28 protein-coding genes are annotated in these 15,774 nt (G+C 54.5%); all 28 read right to left on the reverse strand.

The window, feature by feature from the left end; translation table 11 throughout:
* Positions 1–6 precede the first annotated feature (6 nt).
* Positions 7–627 (reverse strand): 30S ribosomal protein S4, encoded by a 621-nt coding sequence (gene rpsD / locus ACI5GA_RS13500; RefSeq protein ID WP_421422990.1) that lies wholly within the window; start codon positions 625–627, stop codon positions 7–9.
* Positions 628–645: 18 nt separating this feature from the next.
* Entirely contained in the window at positions 646–1,035 is a 390-nt protein-coding gene (rpsK, locus tag ACI5GA_RS13505) for a 30S ribosomal protein S11 (RefSeq protein WP_002555466.1), read from the reverse strand.
* Between the two features lie 30 nt (positions 1,036–1,065).
* Positions 1,066–1,422, reverse strand: a complete 357-nt coding sequence (gene rpsM, locus ACI5GA_RS13510; RefSeq protein WP_003186020.1) for a 30S ribosomal protein S13 — start codon at positions 1,420–1,422, stop codon at positions 1,066–1,068.
* Positions 1,423–1,553: 131 nt separating this feature from the next.
* Positions 1,554–1,670, reverse strand: a complete 117-nt coding sequence (gene rpmJ / locus ACI5GA_RS13515) for a 50S ribosomal protein L36 (protein WP_002555468.1) — start codon at positions 1,668–1,670, stop codon at positions 1,554–1,556.
* Between the two features lie 28 nt (positions 1,671–1,698).
* A complete protein-coding gene (secY, locus tag ACI5GA_RS13520) occupies positions 1,699–3,030 on the reverse strand; it encodes a preprotein translocase subunit SecY (RefSeq protein WP_062384496.1) in 1,332 nt (443 codons plus the stop codon).
* A complete protein-coding gene (gene rplO, locus ACI5GA_RS13525; RefSeq protein ID WP_404640517.1) occupies positions 3,031–3,462 on the reverse strand; it encodes a 50S ribosomal protein L15 in 432 nt (143 codons plus the stop codon). It abuts the gene before it with no gap.
* A 3-nt stretch (positions 3,463–3,465) separates the two neighbouring features.
* Entirely contained in the window at positions 3,466–3,642 is a 177-nt protein-coding gene (gene rpmD, locus ACI5GA_RS13530) for a 50S ribosomal protein L30 (RefSeq protein ID WP_108240399.1), read from the reverse strand.
* A 2-nt stretch (positions 3,643–3,644) separates the two neighbouring features.
* Positions 3,645–4,145, reverse strand: coding sequence for a 30S ribosomal protein S5 (rpsE, locus tag ACI5GA_RS13535; protein WP_108240400.1), 501 nt, complete (start codon positions 4,143–4,145; stop codon positions 3,645–3,647).
* A 3-nt stretch (positions 4,146–4,148) separates the two neighbouring features.
* Positions 4,149–4,499 (reverse strand): 50S ribosomal protein L18, encoded by a 351-nt coding sequence (gene rplR, locus ACI5GA_RS13540; protein ID WP_037017727.1) that lies wholly within the window; start codon positions 4,497–4,499, stop codon positions 4,149–4,151.
* Positions 4,500–4,509: 10 nt separating this feature from the next.
* The gene (gene rplF / locus ACI5GA_RS13545) at positions 4,510–5,043 is read right to left on the reverse strand and encodes a 50S ribosomal protein L6 (protein ID WP_108240401.1); all 534 of its coding nucleotides are present in this window, start codon (positions 5,041–5,043) and stop codon (positions 4,510–4,512) included.
* Positions 5,044–5,055: 12 nt separating this feature from the next.
* Complete coding sequence (gene rpsH, locus ACI5GA_RS13550) at positions 5,056–5,448, reverse strand: 30S ribosomal protein S8 (RefSeq protein WP_108240402.1); 393 nt, start codon at positions 5,446–5,448, stop codon at positions 5,056–5,058.
* A 212-nt stretch (positions 5,449–5,660) separates the two neighbouring features.
* Positions 5,661–5,966 (reverse strand): 30S ribosomal protein S14, encoded by a 306-nt coding sequence (gene rpsN / locus ACI5GA_RS13555; RefSeq protein ID WP_108240403.1) that lies wholly within the window; start codon positions 5,964–5,966, stop codon positions 5,661–5,663.
* 13 nt (positions 5,967–5,979) lie between these two features.
* Complete coding sequence (gene rplE, locus ACI5GA_RS13560; protein WP_404640511.1) at positions 5,980–6,519, reverse strand: 50S ribosomal protein L5; 540 nt, start codon at positions 6,517–6,519, stop codon at positions 5,980–5,982.
* 20 nt (positions 6,520–6,539) lie between these two features.
* Positions 6,540–6,854 carry a 50S ribosomal protein L24 gene (gene rplX, locus ACI5GA_RS13565; RefSeq protein WP_108240405.1) on the reverse strand — a complete coding sequence of 105 codons (315 nt, stop codon included), beginning with the start codon at positions 6,852–6,854 and terminating at the stop codon, positions 6,540–6,542.
* 11 nt (positions 6,855–6,865) lie between these two features.
* Entirely contained in the window at positions 6,866–7,234 is a 369-nt protein-coding gene (gene rplN / locus ACI5GA_RS13570; protein ID WP_003243907.1) for a 50S ribosomal protein L14, read from the reverse strand.
* Between the two features lie 23 nt (positions 7,235–7,257).
* A complete protein-coding gene (gene rpsQ / locus ACI5GA_RS13575; protein WP_108240406.1) occupies positions 7,258–7,524 on the reverse strand; it encodes a 30S ribosomal protein S17 in 267 nt (88 codons plus the stop codon).
* 2 nt (positions 7,525–7,526) lie between these two features.
* Positions 7,527–7,718 carry a 50S ribosomal protein L29 gene (gene rpmC, locus ACI5GA_RS13580; RefSeq protein ID WP_002555481.1) on the reverse strand — a complete coding sequence of 64 codons (192 nt, stop codon included), beginning with the start codon at positions 7,716–7,718 and terminating at the stop codon, positions 7,527–7,529.
* Positions 7,718–8,131, reverse strand: a complete 414-nt coding sequence (gene rplP / locus ACI5GA_RS13585; RefSeq protein ID WP_003228729.1) for a 50S ribosomal protein L16 — start codon at positions 8,129–8,131, stop codon at positions 7,718–7,720. Before rplP ends, rpmC begins: the two co-directional genes overlap by 1 nt.
* A 12-nt stretch (positions 8,132–8,143) precedes the next feature.
* On the reverse strand, positions 8,144–8,830 hold the full coding sequence (gene rpsC / locus ACI5GA_RS13590) for a 30S ribosomal protein S3 (protein ID WP_007924192.1): 687 nt from the start codon (positions 8,828–8,830) through the stop codon (positions 8,144–8,146).
* Between the two features lie 13 nt (positions 8,831–8,843).
* A complete protein-coding gene (rplV, locus tag ACI5GA_RS13595; RefSeq protein WP_003103908.1) occupies positions 8,844–9,176 on the reverse strand; it encodes a 50S ribosomal protein L22 in 333 nt (110 codons plus the stop codon).
* 11 nt (positions 9,177–9,187) lie between these two features.
* The gene (gene rpsS / locus ACI5GA_RS13600) at positions 9,188–9,463 is read right to left on the reverse strand and encodes a 30S ribosomal protein S19 (protein ID WP_002555486.1); all 276 of its coding nucleotides are present in this window, start codon (positions 9,461–9,463) and stop codon (positions 9,188–9,190) included.
* Between the two features lie 16 nt (positions 9,464–9,479).
* Positions 9,480–10,304: a 50S ribosomal protein L2 gene (gene rplB / locus ACI5GA_RS13605; RefSeq protein WP_421422992.1), complete on the reverse strand. Its 825-nt coding sequence runs from the start codon at positions 10,302–10,304 to the stop codon at positions 9,480–9,482.
* A 14-nt stretch (positions 10,305–10,318) separates the two neighbouring features.
* Complete coding sequence (gene rplW, locus ACI5GA_RS13610) at positions 10,319–10,618, reverse strand: 50S ribosomal protein L23 (protein ID WP_002555488.1); 300 nt, start codon at positions 10,616–10,618, stop codon at positions 10,319–10,321.
* Entirely contained in the window at positions 10,615–11,217 is a 603-nt protein-coding gene (gene rplD / locus ACI5GA_RS13615) for a 50S ribosomal protein L4 (RefSeq protein WP_421422993.1), read from the reverse strand. The genes rplW and rplD overlap by 4 nt, the downstream gene beginning before the upstream one ends.
* 12 nt (positions 11,218–11,229) lie before the next feature.
* On the reverse strand, positions 11,230–11,865 hold the full coding sequence (gene rplC / locus ACI5GA_RS13620; protein WP_108240409.1) for a 50S ribosomal protein L3: 636 nt from the start codon (positions 11,863–11,865) through the stop codon (positions 11,230–11,232).
* Between the two features lie 81 nt (positions 11,866–11,946).
* Positions 11,947–12,258 (reverse strand): 30S ribosomal protein S10, encoded by a 312-nt coding sequence (rpsJ, locus tag ACI5GA_RS13625; RefSeq protein WP_003186070.1) that lies wholly within the window; start codon positions 12,256–12,258, stop codon positions 11,947–11,949.
* Between the two features lie 157 nt (positions 12,259–12,415).
* Positions 12,416–13,609, reverse strand: coding sequence for an elongation factor Tu (tuf, locus tag ACI5GA_RS13630; RefSeq protein ID WP_108240410.1), 1,194 nt, complete (start codon positions 13,607–13,609; stop codon positions 12,416–12,418).
* A 31-nt stretch (positions 13,610–13,640) separates the two neighbouring features.
* Positions 13,641–15,770: an elongation factor G gene (gene fusA / locus ACI5GA_RS13635; RefSeq protein WP_421422994.1), complete on the reverse strand. Its 2,130-nt coding sequence runs from the start codon at positions 15,768–15,770 to the stop codon at positions 13,641–13,643.
* Between the last annotated feature and the right edge of the window lie 4 nt (positions 15,771–15,774).

Below are 15,774 nucleotides of genomic sequence, written 5' to 3' on the forward strand. Positions count from 1 at the left end.
TAGCCCTTACTTGGAGTAGAGCTCGACAATCAGGCTTTCGTTGATGTCGGCGGACAGATCACTGCGAGCTGGAACGCTTTTGAACACGCCAGATTTTTTCTCAGTGTCTACTTCTACCCATTCTACGCGGCCACGTTGGGCACACAGATCGAGTGCCTGGACAATACGCAGTTGGTTCTTCGCTTTTTCGCGAATAGCAACGACGTCACCAGCACGAACCTGGTAAGACGGAACGTTAACGGTTTTGCCGTTCACGCTAACCGACTTGTGCGATACCAGCTGGCGCGATTCGGCACGAGTCGAACCAAAGCCCATGCGGTATACAACGTTGTCCAGACGGCATTCGAGCAATTGCAGCAGGTTCTCACCAGTAGCGCCTTTCTTGCTGGCAGCTTGCTTGTAGTAACCGCTGAACTGACGCTCAAGAACACCATAAATACGACGGACCTTTTGCTTTTCACGCAATTGAGTACCGTAGTCGGACTGGCGGCCGCGGCGCTGACCGTGGATACCAGGTGCTGCTTCAATGTTGCACTTCGATTCGATAGCGCGCACGCCGCTCTTCAGGAAGAGATCGGTGCCTTCGCGACGAGCGAGTTTGCATTTTGGACCAATGTAACGAGCCATTCTTTACAATCTCCTGGATTACACGCGGCGCTTCTTCGGCGGACGGCACCCGTTGTGCGGGATAGGCGTCACGTCGGTGATGCTGGCGATCTTGTAGCCACAGCCGTTCAGAGCACGGACAGCGGATTCACGACCTGGACCTGGGCCCTTGACGTTGACGTCGAGGTTTTTCAGGCCGTATTCCAGCGCAGCTTGACCAGCACGCTCAGCAGCTACCTGAGCAGCGAACGGGGTGGACTTGCGGGAACCGCGGAAACCCGAACCACCGGAGGTTGCCCAGGAAAGAGCGTTACCTTGACGGTCGGTAATGGTCACGATGGTGTTGTTAAAAGATGCATGGATGTGGGCGATGCCATCAACCACTGTCTTTTTAACTTTTTTACGAGGACGAGCAGCAGGTTTTGCCATGATTTAATTCCTGTCGATTCGCTGGGGCGATTACTTGCGGATCGGCTTACGCGGACCTTTACGGGTACGCGCGTTGGTCTTAGTACGCTGACCGCGTACTGGCAGACCACGACGATGACGCAGACCGCGGTAGCAACCGAGGTCCATCAAGCGCTTGATTTTCATGTTGATTTCGCGACGCAGGTCACCTTCAGTGGTGAACTTCGCGACTTCGCCACGCAGCTGTTCAATCTGCTCATCGCTCAGATCTTTGATCTTTGCGGCCGGGTTTACCCCGGTGACAGCACAGATTTTCTGTGCAGTCGTGCGACCAACACCATAGATGTAGGTCAGCGAGATAACAGTGTGCTTGTTATCTGGAATGTTAACGCCTGCAATACGGGCCATTCAGTGGGACTCCAATTGACAGCTACCTACGCCCCGGAAGCCAAGAAATAGGGCGCGAGATAATATCGCTGTAATAACAAATAATCAACCCAGCAGCGCACTAGCTGCTGGGCTTTTAGCACAGATCACACTCAGCCTTGGCGCTGCTTGTGACGTGGTTCCGCGCTGCAAATTACTCGAACGACACCTTCGCGGCGAATAATCTTGCAGTTACGGCACAGTTTTTTCACCGATGCACGAACTTTCATCACCAACTCCTCGAACCTTATGGGTGCTTCAGCGCAGCATGCCGCTGCCGTAGCCCTTCAGGTTGGCTTTCTTCATCAGGGATTCATACTGGTGCGAAACGAGGTGAGATTGCACTTGGGACATAAAGTCCATGACAACCACGACCACGATCAGCAACGAGGTCCCGCCAAGGTAGAACGGCACGTTTGCAGCCACGACCAGGAACTGGGGCAGCAAGCATACGGCCATCATATAGAGAGCACCGAACATGGTCAGACGAGTCAAAACGCCATCGATATAGCGCGCAGACTGCTCACCAGGACGAATGCCCGGAATAAAGGCACCGGACTTCTTCAGGTTTTCCGCTACGTCTTTCGGATTGAACATCAACGCCGTATAGAAGAAGCAGAAGAAAATAATCCCTGCACTAAACAGCAGAATATTCAACGGCTGACCAGGAGCGATCGACTGCGAGATGTCTTGAAGCCAGCCCATACCTTCAGACTGACCGAACCAGGCACCCAGCGAAGCCGGGAACAGCAAAATGCTGCTCGCAAAAATGGCTGGAATAACACCGGCCATGTTCACTTTCAACGGCAAGTGGCTGGTCTGCGCAGCGAAGACCTTGCGGCCTTGCTGACGCTTGGCGTAATGAACAGCAATACGACGCTGACCACGCTCAATGAACACCACGAAACCGATGATCGCTACTGCCAGCAAACCGATGGCGACCAAAGCGAAAATGTTGATATCACCCTGACGCGCAGACTCGAAAGACTGCCCAATCGCTCTCGGAAGACCGGCGACGATACCCGAAAAAATCAACATCGAGATACCGTTACCAACACCGCGCTCTGTGATCTGTTCGCCAAGCCACATCATGAACAGTGCACCAGCCACGAAGGTGGTAACCGCCACGAAGTGGAAGCCTATATCTGCAGAGAAAGCAACGCCTTGACCAGCCAAACCAATGGACATGCCAATAGCTTGAACCAAGGCCAAGACGACGGTGCCATAGCGGGTGTATTGGCTGATCTTGCGACGACCAGCCTCACCTTCCTTCTTCAACTGCTCCAGCTGTGGGCTGACAGCGGTCATGAGCTGCATGATGATCGAGGCCGAAATGTACGGCATGATCCCCAATGCAAAAATGCTCATGCGCTCCAGCGCACCGCCGGAAAACATGTTGAACAAGCTAAGAATGGTCCCCTCATTCTGTCGAAACAGGTCCGCCAGCCGGTCAGGGTTGATACCTGGAACTGGGATATGCGCACCGATCCGATAGACGATAATCGCCAGGAACAGGAAACGCAGACGAGCCCAGAGTTCGGACAACCCGCCGCTTTTGCTGAGCGCTGAGAGAGCACCTTGCTTAGCCATTTATTCCTCGAACTTGCCGCCAGCTGCTTCGATAGCCGCACGCGCACCTTTGGTGGCTGCGATACCTTTAAGGGTGACCGCGCGAGTAACCTCACCGGACAGCATGACTTTCACGCGCTGTACGTTTTGGTTGATCACGTTGGCATCCTTCAGGGACTGCACAGTTACGACGCCTTCAACCTTGGCCAGCTCGGAGGTGCGTACTTCTGCACGATCCATAGCTTTCAAGGAGACGAAGCCGAACTTAGGCAGACGACGATGCAACGGCTGTTGGCCGCCTTCGAAGCCCGGAGCAATGGTGCCACCGGAACGGGAAGTTTGACCTTTGTGACCACGGCCACCAGTCTTACCCAAACCGCTACCGATACCACGACCCGGACGATGCTTCTCGCGACGGGAACCCGGCGCTGGACTCAGATCATTGAGTTTCATCGATTAACCCTCGACGCGCAGCATGTAGTAAGCCTTGTTGATCATCCCACGATTTTCCGGGGTGTCAGCGACTTCTACAGTGTGACCGATGCGACGCAGACCCAGACCCTTAACGCACAGTTTGTGGCTAGGGATACGGCCGCTGACGCTCTTGACCAGCGTTACTTTTACGGTAGCCATGATCAGATGATCTCCTCAACGTTCAGGCCACGCTTGGCAGCGATGGACTCAGGAGATTGCATCGACTTCAGACCCTTGAACGTTGCATGAACAACGTTGACAGGGTTGGTCGAACCGTAGCACTTAGCCAAAACGTTCTGAACGCCAGCAACTTCCAGGACAGCACGCATTGCGCCGCCGGCGATGATGCCAGTACCTTCAGAAGCAGGCTGCATGTAGACCTTCGAAGCGCCGTGAGCGGACTTCATGGCGTACTGCAGAGTGGTACCGTTCAGATCGACTTGGATCATGTTGCGACGGGCAGCTTCCATGGCCTTCTGGATTGCAGCAGGCACTTCACGGGATTTGCCGCGGCCGAAGCCAACACGACCCTTACCATCACCAACCACGGTCAACGCGGTGAAGGTGAAGATACGGCCGCCTTTTACGGTTTTTGCTACGCGATTAACCTGAACCAGCTTCTCGATGTAGCCTTCGTCGCGTTTTTGGTCGTTATTTGCCATAACTTAGAACTCCAGCCCGCCTTCACGAGCAGCATCAGCCAGCGCCTTGACGCGACCGTGGTACTTGAAGCCAGAACGATCAAAAGCCACTTGAGATACACCAGCGGCTTTCGCACGCTCAGCGATCAGCTGGCCAACTTTAGTGGCCGCGTCGATGTTGCCAGTGGCGCCATCACGCAGTTCTTTGTCCAAAGTCGAAGCGTTTGCCAGGACTTTGCTGCCGTCGGCCGAAATGACCTGGGCGTAGATGTGCTGCGAAGAGCGGTACACGCAGAGACGCACGACTTCGAGTTCGTGCATTTTCAGGCGTGCTTTGCGAGCGCGACGCAGTCGGGTAACTTTTTTGACGGTCATTTGCTATGCCCTACTTCTTCTTGGCTTCTTTACGACGGACAACTTCGTCCGCGTAACGCACGCCTTTGCCTTTGTACGGCTCTGGACGACGGAAGTCGCGGATTTCCGCGGCCACTTGACCAACCAGTTGCTTGTCGATGCCCTTGATCAGGATATCGGTCTGGCTTGGGGTCTCAGCGGTAACGCCTTCCGGCAGTTCGTAATCCACTGGGTGCGAGAAGCCGAGAGCCAGGTTCAGGATTTTGCCTTTAGCCTGGGCCTTGTAACCAACACCGACCAGCTGGAGCTTGCGCTCAAAGCCTTGGCTTACGCCCTGGACCATGTTGTTGACCAATGCACGAGTGGTACCGGCCATTGCGCGAGTCTGTTGATCGCCATTGCGAGCAGCGAAACGCAGCTCACCGGATTCTTCAACGATTTCGACGGACGAATGAACGTTCAGGTCGAGAGTACCCTTGGCACCCTTCACCGACAGTTGCTGGCCGACGAGCTTAACTTCGACGCCTGCTGGCAACTTAACGGGGTTCTTAGCTACGCGTGACATGCTTATCCCCCCTTAGAACACAGTGCAAAGCACTTCGCCGCCAACACCGGCAGCGCGCGCAGCACGATCAGTCATCACACCTTTGTTAGTGGAGACGATAGACACACCGAGACCGCCACGAACCTTTGGCAGATCATCGACGGACTTGTACTGGCGCAGGCCTGGACGGCTGACGCGCTTGACTTCTTCGATGACCGGACGACCTTCGAAGTATTTCAGCTCGATGGACAGCAGTGGCTTGGTTTCGCTGCTGATCTGATAACCCGCAATGTAACCTTCGTCTTTCAAGACTTTGGCCACAGCCACCTTCAACGAGGAGGATGGCATGCTTACGACGGACTTTTCAGCCATCTGGGCATTACGGATACGAGTTAGCATGTCCGCTAACGGGTCCTGCATACTCATGGGCTAGACGCTCCTGATACAAAAAAAATGAGCCTTGCGGCTACAGCTTATCGCCTTAATGTTCCGGGCACGTGAAAACACGGGCTCTGGCGAGCCGGCAATTCTAGACGTACCCCAGAAACGAATCAAGCCCCAAAAGGGGCTTGATCAGCTTCAAGTGTCGCGCTGGTCGGAAACCGAAGCCCCTCGCAGCACGAAACGAGAAATGCGAATTACCAGCTGGCTTTAACCAGACCTGGTACGTCACCACGCATGGCAGCTTCACGCAGCTTGTTACGGGCGAGGCCGAACTTGCGGTAAACGCCGTGCGGACGGCCGGTCAGGCGGCAACGGTTACGCATGCGCGAAGCGCTGGCGTCACGTGGTTGCTTCTGCAGCGCAACGGTAGCTTCCCAACGTGCTTCTGGACTCGCGTTCAGATCCACGATGATTGCTTTCAGTGCTGCACGCTTGGTGGCGTACTTGGCAACGGTGAGCTGACGCTTCAGCTCACGGTTTTTCATGCTCTTCTTGGCCATGGTCCTACTCCAATCAGTTGCGGAACGGGAACTTGAAAGCACGCAGCAGTGCGCGACCTTCGTCGTCCGAACGAGCAGTGGTGGTCAGGGTAATGTCCAGACCGCGCAGGGCATCGATCTTGTCGTAATCGATTTCCGGGAAAATGATCTGCTCTTTCACGCCCATGCTGTAGTTGCCACGACCGTCGAAGGACTTGGCATTCAGGCCGCGGAAGTCGCGAACCCGCGGCAGGGAGATCGACAGCAGACGATCCAGGAATTCGTACATACGGTCGCGACGCAGGGTCACTTTGACACCGATCGGCCAACCTTCGCGGACTTTGAAGCCTGCGATGGATTTGCGAGCGTGAGTCACAACGACTTTCTGGCCGGTGATCTTTTCCAGGTCAGCAACAGCGTGCTCGATGACTTTCTTGTCACCGATCGCTTCGCCCAGACCCATGTTCAGGGTGATCTTGGTAATGCGTGGAACTTCCATCACGTTCGACAGCTTAAGTTCTTCCTTAAGCTTCGGTGCGATTTCCTTCCAGTACAGCTCTTTCAGTCGTGCCATGGTCTTCTACCTAGCAGTGTTCAAGCATCAACCGCTTTTTGGGTCGACTTGAAGACACGAATTTTTTTGCCGTCTTCAACTTTGAAACCAACGCGATCAGCCTTGTTGGTTGCGCTGTTGAAAATGGCGACGTTGGAAGCGTGCAGTGGCGCTTCTTTCTCGACGATACCGCCCTGTACGCCCGACATCGGGTTAGGCTTGGTATGACGCTTCACCAGGTTGATCCCACCAACGACCAGACGGTCGTCAGCGAGAACCTTGAGCACCTTACCGCGCTTACCTTTGTCTTTGCCGGCGATCACGATGATCTCGTCGTCACGACGAATCTTTTGCATGTCGGATCTCCTTACAGCACTTCTGGGGCGAGCGAGACGATCTTCATGAACTTCTCAGAGCGAAGTTCACGGGTCACTGGCCCAAAGATACGGGTGCCGATCGGCTCTTGCTTGTTGTTCAACAGAACAGCAGCGTTGCCGTCAAAGCGGATGATGGAACCGTCTGCACGACGGACACCGTGGCGAGTGCGGACTACAACAGCAGTCATCACTTGGCCTTTTTTCACCTTACCGCGCGGAATCGCTTCCTTGACGGTCACTTTGATGATGTCACCGATACCAGCGTAACGACGATGAGAGCCACCAAGCACCTTGATGCACATAACGCGGCGAGCGCCGCTGTTATCGGCCACATCGAGCATGGATTGAGTCTGAATCATATAATTTCTCCGACCCCTAGCCCTTAGACTTCCACAGCGCGTTCGATAACATCAACCAGCGCCCAAGACTTGGTCTTGGCCATCGGACGAGTTTCACGAATAGTGACCTTGTCGCCGATGTGGCACTGATTGGTTTCGTCGTGCGCGTGCAGCTTAGTCGAACGCTTAACATATTTACCGTAGATAGGGTGCTTAACGCGACGCTCGATCAATACGGTGATGGTCTTGTCCATCTTGTCGCTGACGACACGGCCAGTCAGCGTACGGACGGTTTTTTCGGCTTCAGCCATGATTACTTACCTGCCTGCTGGTTGAGCACAGTCTTCACGCGAGCGATGTCACGCTTAACTTGCGAGAGCAGGTGAGACTGCCCCAACTGGCCAGTTGCTTTCTGCATACGCAGATTGAACTGGTCGCGCAGCAAGCCGAGCAGTTGCTCGTTCAGTTGCTGTGCTGATTTTTCACGAAGTTCATTCGCTTTCATCACATCACCGTCCGCTTAACAAAGGAGGTGGCGAGCGGCAGCTTTGCAGCAGCCAGGGCGAAAGCCTCACGCGCCAGCTCTTCGGAAACACCCTCGATTTCATACAGGACTTTGCCTGGCTGAATCTGGGCAACCCAGTACTCGACGTTACCCTTACCTTTACCCATCCGAACTTCGAGTGGCTTTTTGGAAATAGGCTTGTCCGGGAATACACGGATCCAGATCTTGCCGCCACGTTTTACGTGACGGGTCAGAGCACGACGCGCTGACTCAATCTGACGAGCGGTGAGACGACCACGAGCAACAGACTTCAGCGCGAACTCGCCGAAGCTGACTTTGCTACCGCGCAGTGCCAAGCCACGGTTGTGGCCAGTCATCTGCTTGCGGAACTTCGTACGCTTTGGTTGCAACATTTGGCGTACCCCTTACTTGGCAGCTTTTTTACGAGGCGCAGGCGCTTGAGGTTTCAGCTCTTCTTGGCGACCACCAATTACTTCGCCCTTGAAGATCCAAACCTTGACACCGATCACACCATAGGTGGTGTGTGCTTCGTAGGTGGCATAGTCGATATCGGCACGCAGGGTGTGCAGTGGCACACGACCTTCGCGATACCATTCAGTACGTGCGATTTCAGCACCGCCGAGACGACCGCTCACTTGGATCTTGATGCCTTTGGCACCAATGCGCATGGCGTTCTGTACTGCGCGCTTCATGGCGCGACGGAACATCACACGACGCTCCAGCTGCTGAGCTACGCTCTGAGCAACCAGCATACCGTCAAGCTCCGGCTTGCGGATCTCTTCGATATTGATGTGCACAGGCACACCCATTTGCTTGGTCAGGTCCTGACGCAGTTTTTCAACATCTTCACCTTTCTTCCCGATAACAATACCAGGACGAGCGGTGTGGATGGTGATGCGTGCAGTTTGAGCCGGACGATGGATATCGATACGGCTAACGGACGCGCTTTTTAGTTTGTCTTGGAGATACTCACGCACATTCAGATCTGCGAGCAAATAGTCCGCATAAGTCCGACCGTCTGCGTACCAGACGGAGGTGTGCTCCTTGACGATTCCCAGGCGAATGCCAATGGGATGTACTTTCTGACCCATCTCTTCGACTCCGTTACTTGTCAGCAACCTTGACAGTGATATGGCAAGACCGCTTGACGATGCGATCAGCACGGCCTTTGGCACGTGGCATGATGCGCTTCAGCGAACGCCCTTCGTTGACGAAAACAGTAGAGACTTTCAGGTCATCTACGTCTGCGCCTTCGTTGTGCTCGGCGTTGGCTACGGCCGACTCCAGCACTTTTTTCATGATCTCGGCGGCTTTCTTACTGCTGAAAGCCAGCAGGTTGAGCGCTTCGCCCACCTTCTTCCCGCGGATCTGGTCGGCGACCAAGCGGGCTTTCTGGGCGGAGATTCGAGCGCCCGACAACTTAGCGGCTACTTCCATTTCCTTACCCCTTAACGCTTGGCTTTCTTGTCAGCCACGTGCCCGCGGTAGGTGCGGGTACCGGCGAACTCGCCCAGTTTGTGGCCGACCATGTCTTCGTTCACGAGAACAGGAACATGCTGACGACCGTTATGCACAGCGATGGTCAGACCGACCATCTGTGGCAGGATCATCGAACGGCGCGACCAGGTTTTAACTGGTTTGCGATCGTTCTTTTCCGCCGCCACTTCGATCTTCTTCAGTAGGTGAAGATCAATAAAAGGACCTTTTTTCAGAGAACGTGGCACTGTCGTATCCCTCTATTTACTTGCGACGACGGACGATCATTTTGTCGGTACGCTTATTACCACGAGTCTTCGCGCCCTTAGTCGGGAAGCCCCACGGCGATACCGGATGACGACCACCGGAGGTACGACCTTCACCACCACCATGTGGGTGGTCAACCGGGTTCATGGCAACACCACGAACGGTTGGGCGAACGCCACGCCAGCGTTTGGCACCAGCTTTACCCAGGGAACGCAGGCTGTGCTCGGAGTTCGAGACTTCACCCAGCGTTGCACGGCATTCAGCCAGAACTTTACGCATTTCACCGGAGCGAAGACGCAGAGTTACGTACACACCATCACGAGCGACCAACTGAGCCGAAGCGCCAGCGGAACGTGCGATCTGAGCACCTTTACCAGGCTTCAGTTCGATACCATGAACGGTGCTACCCACTGGAATGTTGCGCAGTTGCAGCGAGTTACCGGGCTTGATTGGAGCCAACGCACCAGAGATCAGTTGATCGCCAGCACTCACGCCTTTTGGCGCGATGATGTAACGACGCTCGCCGTCTACGTACAGCAGCAGTGCGATGTGAGCAGTACGGTTCGGATCGTATTCAATACGCTCGACGGTGGCAGCGATGCCATCCTTGTCGTTGCGACGGAAGTCGACCAAACGATAATGCTGCTTATGACCACCACCTACGTGACGAGTAGTGATGCGGCCATTGTTGTTACGACCACCAGACTTCGATTTTTTCTCGAGCAGCGGTGCGTGAGGAGCGCCTTTGTGCAGCTCCTGGTTGACCACCTTGACCACAAAACGGCGGCCTGCGGAGGTCGGTTTGCATTTAACGATTGCCATGATGCACCCCTTCCTTACTCAGCACTGCTGCTGAAATCGAGATCTTGGCCTGGCTGAAGGGAGATAACTGCCTTCTTCCAGTCATTACGCTTGCCCAGACCGCGAGCTGTGCGCTTGGACTTACCCAGAACATTCAGGGTGGTCACGCGCTCAACCTTCACGCTGAACAGGCTTTCGACGGCCTTCTTGATTTCAAGCTTGGTTGCATCGGTAGCAACCTTGAAAACGAACTGACCTTTTTTGTCTGCCAGAACCGTAGCCTTCTCGGAAACGTGCGGGCCAAGCAGAACTTTAAATACGCGTTCCTGGTTCATCCCAGCAGCTCCTCGAATTTCTTCACGGCCGACACAGTGATCAACACTTTGTCGTATGCGATCAGACTGACCGGATCGGAACCTTGCACATCACGAACGTCGACGTGCGGCAGGTTGCGAGCAGCCAGGTACAGGTTCTGGTCAACAGCGTCCGACACGATGAGAACATCAGTCAGGCTCATGCCGTTCAGTTTGCCCAGCAGATCTTTGGTTTTTGGAGTTTCAACAGCGAAATCCTGAACCACGACCAGACGATCACTGCGAACCAGCTCAGCGAGGATGGAACGCAGAGCTGCGCGATACATCTTCTTGTTGAGCTTTTGCGAGTGGTCCTGAGGACGAGCTGCGAAAGTGGTACCGCCGCCACGCCAGATTGGGCTACGGATAGTACCAGCACGAGCACGGCCAGTACCCTTCTGACGCCATGGGCGCTTACCGCCACCAGCCACGTCGGAACGGGTCTTCTGCTGCTTGGTGCCCTGACGGCCGCCGGCCATGTAGGCCACGACTGCTTGGTGTACCAGCGTCTCGTTGAATTCGCCACCGAAAGTCAGTTCGGAAACTTCGATCGCTTGAGCGCCATTTACATTTAATTGCATGTCAGCTTCCCCTTAACCGCGAGCCTTGGCTGCTGGACGTACAACCACGTTGCCGCCAGTAGCGCCAGGAACAGCGCCCTTGACCAACAACAGATTGCGTTCAGCGTCCACGCGCACTACTTCCAGGGACTGTACGGTCACGCGCTCAGCGCCCATATGACCGGACATTTTCTTGCCCTTGAATACACGACCAGGAGTCTGGCACTGGCCGATAGAGCCCGGGACGCGGTGGGAAACGGAGTTACCGTGGGTGTTGTCCTGACCACGGAAATTCCAGCGCTTGATGGTACCGGCGAAGCCTTTACCTTTCGACTGACCGGTAACATCTACCAGTTGGCCAGCGGCGAAAATTTCTGCGTTGATCAGGTCACCAGCCTTGTATTCGCCTTCTTCAAGACGGAATTCCAGGACGGTACGACCAGCGGCAACGTTCGCTTTAGCGAAGTGACCTGCTTGAGCTGCAGTCACGCGCGATGCACGACGCTCACCGACAGTAACCTGAACTGCACGATAGCCATCGCTTTCTTCGGTTTTGAACTGGGTGACGCGATTCGGCTCGATCTCAATGACCGTGACCGGAATGGAGACACCTTCTTCGGTGAAAATACGGGTCATACCCGCTTTTCGACCGACTACACCAATAGTCATGTTATAAACCTCATGAGTGTACGGGGCTTTCACCCGCTATGGCCGCCCATTTCAGAGCGTTACACGACCAAGACCCGAGTCTTAGCCGAGGCTGATCTGCACTTCCACACCTGCCGCAAGATCAAGCTTCATCAGCGCGTCAACGGTTTTATCCGTTGGCTGGACGATGTCCAGAACACGCTTATGAGTACGGATCTCGTACTGGTCGCGCGCATCTTTGTTGACGTGCGGAGAGACCAGAACGGTGAACCGCTCTTTACGGGTAGGCAGTGGAATTGGACCACGCACTTGAGCACCAGTACGTTTCGCGGTTTCCACGATTTCCTGGGTGGATTGGTCGATCAGGCGATGGTCAAAAGCCTTCAACCTGATACGGATTTGCTGATTTTGCATTGGATTTCAGACTCCGGCTGCTATTCCCACCGAGCGCAATACGCCCGTTAAAAGGAGGCGCAATTCTATAGACGCCCCTGATAGGTGTCAACCCAATAAAAAAGCCCCCGCTAAGCGGGGGCTTTTTCATCCATCAAGCAAATTCTACAAAAGAGAATTACTCGATGATTTTGGCTACGACGCCAGCGCCGACGGTACGACCGCCTTCACGGATAGCGAAACGCAGGCCATCTTCCATTGCGATGGTCTTGATCAGAGTGACTTCCATCTGGATGTTGTCACCTGGCATTACCATTTCAACGCCTTCTGGCAGTTCGCAAGAACCAGTCACGTCAGTAGTACGGAAGTAGAACTGTGGACGGTAGCCTTTGAAGAAAGGAGTGTGACGACCGCCTTCTTCCTTCGACAGAACGTAGACTTCTGCGGTGAACTTGGTGTGCGGCTTAACCGAACCCGGCTTGGCCAGAACCTGACCACGCTCAACGTCGTCACGCTTGGTGCCACGCAGCAGAACGCCACAGTTCTCACCAGCACGACCTTCGTCCAGCAGCTTGCGGAACATTTCAACGCCGGTGCAGGTAGTTTTGGTGGTTGGACGCAGACCAACGATCTCAACTTCTTCCTGAATGCGAACGATGCCACGCTCAACACGACCAGTCACAACAGTACCGCGACCCGAGATCGAGAATACGTCTTCGATTGGCATCAGGAACGGTTTGTCGATAGCACGCTCTGGCTCTGGGATGTAGCTGTCCAGAGTTTCAACCAGCTTCTTGACAGCACTGGTGCCCATCTCGTTGTCGTCTTGACCGTTCAGAGCCATCAGAGCCGAACCGATGATGATCGGAGTGTCATCACCCGGGAAGTCGTAGGTGCTCAGCAGGTCGCGAACTTCCATTTCGACCAGTTCCAGCAGCTCAGCGTCATCAACCATGTCAGCCTTGTTCAGGAAGACAACGATGTATGGAACGCCAACCTGACGGGACAGCAGGATGTGCTCACGAGTTTGTGGCATCGGACCATCGGCAGCCGAGCAAACCAGGATCGCGCCGTCCATCTGGGCAGCACCAGTGATCATGTTCTTGACGTAGTCGGCGTGACCTGGGCAGTCAACGTGCGCGTAGTGACGTACAGACGAGTCGTACTCAACGTGCGCAGTGTTGATGGTGATACCACGAGCTTTCTCTTCTGGTGCGCTGTCGATTTTGTCGAAGTCGACTTTAGCCGAACCGAAAACTTCGGAGCAAACGCGAGTCAGAGCAGCGGTCAGAGTGGTTTTACCGTGGTCGACGTGACCGATGGTGCCAACGTTGACGTGCGGTTTGTTACGTTCAAATTTTTCTTTAGCCACGACAGTGAACTCCTAGCCTAAAAGGGCTGAATCAGCCTTGTTTTTTAACGAGAGCTTCGACGATGTTCGACGGAGCTTCGGAGTATTTGGAGAATTCCATAGAGTAGCTCGCGCGACCCTGAGACATGGAGCGAACGTCGGTCGCATAACCGAACATCTCACCCAACGGCACTTCGGCACGGATAACCTTGCCAGAGACCGTATCTTCCATACCCTGGATCAGACCACGACGACGGTTCAGGTCACCCATCACGTCACCCATGTAGTCCTCAGGTGTTACAACTTCTACTTTCATGATCGGCTCAAGCACAACACCACCGCCTTTCGACGCGAGTTGCTTGGTCGCCATGGAAGCAGCCACCTTGAACGCCATCTCGTTGGAGTCGACGTCGTGGTAAGAGCCATCGAACACGGTTGCCTTTAGGCCGATGAGCGGATAACCGGCAACAACGCCGTTTTTCATCTGCTCTTCAATACCCTTCTGGATAGCCGGGATGTATTCCTTAGGAACAACACCACCCACTACTTCGTTCACGAATTGCAGACCTTCCTGACCTTCGTCAGCAGGAGCAAAGCGAATCCAGCAATGACCGAACTGGCCACGACCGCCGGACTGACGAACAAACTTGCCTTCGATTTCGCAGTTCTTGGTGATCTTCTCACGATAAGAAACTTGCGGCTTACCGATGTTGGCTTCGACGTTGAACTCACGGCGCATCCGGTCAACCAGGATGTCCAAGTGCAATTCGCCCATGCCCGAGATGATCGTCTGACCAGTCTCTTCATCGGTCTTGACGCGGAAAGACGGGTCTTCCTGAGCCAGCTTGCTCAGAGCGATACCCATTTTTTCCTGGTCATCTTTGGTTTTCGGCTCAACAGCAACCGAAATCACCGGCTCAGGGAAGTCCATCCGCTCAAGGATAATTGGCTTATCCAGTGCGCAGAGCGTTTCACCAGTGGTCACATCCTTCATGCCGATCAGGGCAGCGATGTCACCCGCCAGTACTTCCTTGATTTCTTCGCGGCTGTTGGCATGCATCTGAACCATACGGCCCACACGCTCTTTCTTGCCTTTAACCGAGTTCAGAACCGAGTCACCCGAGTTCAGAGCGCCCGAATAGACGCGAACAAAGGTGATCGAGCCCACAAACGGGTCGGTCGCGATCTTGAATGCCAGAGCAGAGAACGGCTCATTGTCGTCAGCATGACGCTCGTCGTGACGAACAGCAGGATCGTCCTTGTCCAGCTCCTTGTCATCAGGGTTGATACCCTTGATCGCAGGAATCTCGACAGGCGCTGGCAGGTAGTCGATAACGGCGTCAAGAACGAGAGGCACACCCTTGTTCTTGAACGACGAACCGCAGACAGCCAGAACGATTTCGCCGGCAATAGTACGCTGACGCAGTGCAGCCTTGATCTCTTCGATCGACAGCTCTTCACCTTCCAGGTACTTGTTCATCAGCTCTTCGTTAGCTTCAGCCGCCGCTTCTACCATGTTGCTGCGCCACTCTTCAGCCAGCTCTTGCATTTCTGCAGGAATGGCTTCGCGACGTGGTTCCATGCCTTTGTCAGCATCGTTCCAGTACACAGCTTCCATGGTCATCAGGTCAATCTGGCCTTGGAAGTTATCTTCCGAGCCGATTGCCAGCTGAATTGGAACCGGGGTATGCCCCAAGCGCTTTTTGATCTGATCAACAACGCGCAGGAAGTTCGCACCAGCACGATCCATCTTGTTTACATAAACAAGACGCGGAACACCGTATTTGTTGGCTTGACGCCATACGGTTTCCGACTGAGGTTCAACACCCGAAGTACCACAGAACACTACAACAGCGCCGTCGAGTACGCGCAGCGAGCGCTCTACTTCAATGGTGAAGTCAACGTGACCAGGGGTATCGATGATGTTGAAGCGATAGCGGTCTTTATGCTGTTTGACAGAGCCCTGCCAAAAAGCTGTGGTCGCAGCAGAAGTAATGGTAATACCACGCTCCTGCTCCTGCACCATCCAGTCCATGGTCGCGGCGCCATCATGCACCTCGCCCATTTTGTGGTTTACGCCCGTGTAAAAAAGGACGCGCTCGGTGGTGGTGGTTTTACCAGCATCCACGTGAGCAACGATACCAATGTTACGGTAGCGGTTAATCGGAGTAGTACGAGCCATAAAG

It is taken from the genome of Pseudomonas sp. Pseu.R1, assembly GCF_045764065.1.
Lineage (GTDB): Bacteria > Pseudomonadota > Gammaproteobacteria > Pseudomonadales > Pseudomonadaceae > Aquipseudomonas.